General features: G+C 32.8%; 3 protein-coding genes. All 3 read right to left on the minus strand.

Features of this window, described 5'->3' with window-relative positions; all coding sequences use genetic code 11:
* Positions 1 to 409 precede the first annotated feature (409 nt).
* Complete coding sequence (arfB, locus tag VFS71_RS04105; RefSeq protein ID WP_326399540.1) at positions 410 to 814, minus strand: alternative ribosome rescue aminoacyl-tRNA hydrolase ArfB; 405 nt, start codon at positions 812 to 814, stop codon at positions 410 to 412.
* A gap of 1 nt (position 815) precedes the next feature.
* A complete protein-coding gene (locus VFS71_RS04110; protein WP_326399542.1) occupies positions 816 to 2,942 on the minus strand; it encodes a DUF4301 family protein in 2,127 nt (708 codons plus the stop codon).
* A partial coding sequence (gene pnuC / locus VFS71_RS04115; RefSeq protein WP_326399543.1) for a nicotinamide riboside transporter PnuC occupies positions 2,891 to 3,436 on the minus strand: 546 nt, incomplete at its 5' end. The genes pnuC and VFS71_RS04110, both read right to left, overlap by 52 nt.

Consider the following 3,436-nt stretch of genomic DNA (forward strand, 5'->3'; position numbering starts at 1 on the left):
GAAACCAATACTTCATCAAGCTGATTGACCTTTGTAGTATCTTTTACCTGAGAAAAAGAAATAATAGAAAATAGAGAAAAGAAAACAGAAAATAGAAACCGTTTTGAAAATTGAGTCGTTTCCGAATTGGCTACTTTAAGCCTAAATAAATTTTTCATTCGTAAAAAAAATTACAAATAAAAGGGGCGATTATTCTTTTGTTTAAATTAAAAAATGATTGTTCTACGACAAATAGCCTGTTGAATACTACTTTTTTGTCGTTTTTTCCCTTGGCAGCATTACCCGCCCAGGTTCTTTGGGTATAATCTCAGCTCGTTATTTGGAGCACCCCTTTGAGACAGGGCAAAGGTAAACTTAAAAATTGCAAAAATCAATAACAATTTCAAAAATCAAATTTCAACAAAAAACATTAGTCTAAATTTGGCTTTCTGCGTGACTGTTTAATCTCAGAAATATTTTTTTTATCCTTAATTCTTTTTCGAATCACAGATTTTGGTATTTTAGTAGCCTTGCGTTCCTTTGGAACAAACAATCCTTTTTTTATAATATCCAAAAAACGTTTAGTGATGATTTCTTTATTTTTAATCTGACTTCTATCTTCATCGCAATTCAAGATTAACAGCAAATCAGTAGTAAGTCTGTTGTGCAAATTGGTTTCCAATAGCAATTTCTCTTCTTCAGAGAATCCCTGAGAATTAGACAAATCAAAAGTTAGCACTACCTTGGACGAAACTTTATTCACGTTTTGTCCACCAGCACCGCTACTTCTTACAGCTTTATATTTAACCTCTGAGAGGATAGTTTGAATTTCCACTTTATAACGGTTGATGGGCTGGTTTTAATAAATCATTTACAGTTTTTACTGGACTAAAAGTAAACAAAGGAACCTCTACAAAAACGGTCAGCCAATTGGCCATGGCCCCATTCCACAAACCAGGTAGTTCATAGGCTTTTAAATCCATTCCCCCACTATTTTTATGCACTATAAAACCACTGTTCGGATCAACAAACTCCTTCAGATCGAATTTTTGATTTTGATAATTCTTCAATCCGCAAACCAAATCCACTGGATTAAAATGAGTAGCATTACCCAGAATTTTAAATTGTGCAGCATTATTCAAATCAATCTGAGAAGTCTCTACAATTTGCAACGTCACTTCACCATCTATACCCCTTACCCAAAATGGACCACCACCAGGTTCACCCTCATTTTTCACCATTCCACAAACCCTGATAGGCTTGTTTAGCGTTTCCTTTAATTTACTGATTTGGTTTTTCAATTTGAATTTATGAAAATCATCATTCAAATCAATATTCAACTGCATTTTCAGAAAAACTAAAATTCCATTTATTTTCTCCGGAGTAATCTCATGACTATCCAATGCTTTTAAATAATCGAAAATCTGATGTTGTAATTCTAACAGAACACCTGCTAAAGCCTTCTTATAAAAAGAAATCTGTTTGATGTTATTTTGACTTACATTATCAATATTTTTAATAAAAACGACATCAGCATCAATTGCATTTAGATTCTCAATCAAAGCACCATGACCTCCAGGTCTAAAAACCAGCATCCCTTTTTCATTTCGGAAAGGTTTGTTTTCACTGTCAACGGCAACGGTATCGGTTTCTTCCTTTTGATACGAATAACTAACGTTTATGGTTGAATTTGATTCAGCCTCAATTTCTCCTTTTACCTTTTCAATAATTTCCTCAAATTGAGCTTGATGATTTTCAGAAACTGTCAAATGTAAATTGGATCTATTATTTGAAGTAGCATAAAAAGCACATTCATACAAGTGCTCCTGAATAGGAGCTGCTATATGAGATGCATACTTATGAAATGGAAGGATTCCTTTTGGCTTATTAGCAAAGTCGAAATATTCTGGTGACAAGAGCGTCTTTATGAAATAATAATTTTTATAATCACGCCCCAAAGTATTAAAATCAGGATATATTTCTTTTAACTTTTTATCTACCGCTTCAAAAAATGGAAATTTATCCATCCCAATAATAAAAAGAGCCAATTCTGTATCTTTTTTTCTGTTAATATAGGCATTGATGCTTTCATTTTCGAAATCAAACTCATTCAAAAAAGCACTCAAAAACTTAAACATTCTTGTTGCTGCACCAGAAGCTGGAACAAATTTCTTCAGCTTTAGTTTTGATGTATTAGCGTCAAAATAACCAGCCTTTTGTTCGAAATCGGCATCTGACAATTTTAGGATTCCATTATTTAAAGTCGCTGGATTAACCAAAACACTTTTTTGAATTCCTTTTTTAAAAATATCAAACTCCTTTTTTATATTTTCTAGAGGAATACCATGCTCATAAATTTGTAAAAAATCAAGAGAAGTAAATCCCATCTGAAAAGCCATCGTCAAATCCTCAATGATTGCAACTGCTTTTTTCAAACGTGTTTCTTTATCACCAGAGATGGTAATAAAAGGTTTTTTATTATCAATCAACGACTGTTTGAATACCTCAAAAACACTTTCTCTTCCCTCTGGACTATCTCTCAAACCATCATCTTCCCATGGTACATCTATATCTGTCAAGAAAAACAAATCATATTGATGAGCACGGGCTGCTTTATCCAGTAATGAATCACAAAAATTATAATACAATTCGGAAAACACCTTAGTTACCAGCAAATTTGTATCACAAAAAAGATACTTATTGGCAATTAAAGCGCTTTCGTTTTCCAATTTGGTTTGTCCATATGCGATAGGCAACATATCATCAATATCACAAATTCCGCGACCACTATCTAATTTTTCCTGTAGATAATCACGTGCGAATTCAGGAACCCAAACCGTTTTATAATATTCGGCGAGTTGTGTTGCCAAAGTAGTTTTCCCAGTAGATTCTGGTCCAAAAATGGCAATTTTTATAATTGGCGAAGCTCCAGATTTTGCGAGCTGTTCAAGATTTTCTTCCATTCTAAATAGCCATAAACGGCAATAATTGTAAATACTATATATTGAAAACTGGTAAAAGTATATCCTTTTGCGAAATAAAGTGGTATCGAAAGCAAATCACCAACAATCCAAAAAATCCAATTTTCAATTTTCCTTTTGGCCATCAACCACATTCCAACAAAGAATATTGCGGTCAACAACGTATCCACATACGAATACCAACTTGTAAATTTATCAAAATAAAGATATACTATAATCACAAAAATGAGGGTTAATATAAAAATAACAACCGATATTACTTTTTCATTATTAGTTGTCACCGATACCGGAAATTCATCGACATCCCCTTTTTTACGTGTCCAATGATACCATCCATAAATACTCATTATAAAATAATACACATTAATCATGGAATCTCCCAATAAGCTCCATTGCCAAAGTAAATATGCATATATAGACGTACTGATTAATCCTGTCGGAAAAACCCAAATATTATCTTTTTTAGCACACCAAAC

Origin of the sequence: Flavobacterium sp. (assembly GCF_035760125.1) — a bacterium.
Taxonomy (GTDB): domain Bacteria; phylum Bacteroidota; class Bacteroidia; order Flavobacteriales; family Flavobacteriaceae; genus Flavobacterium.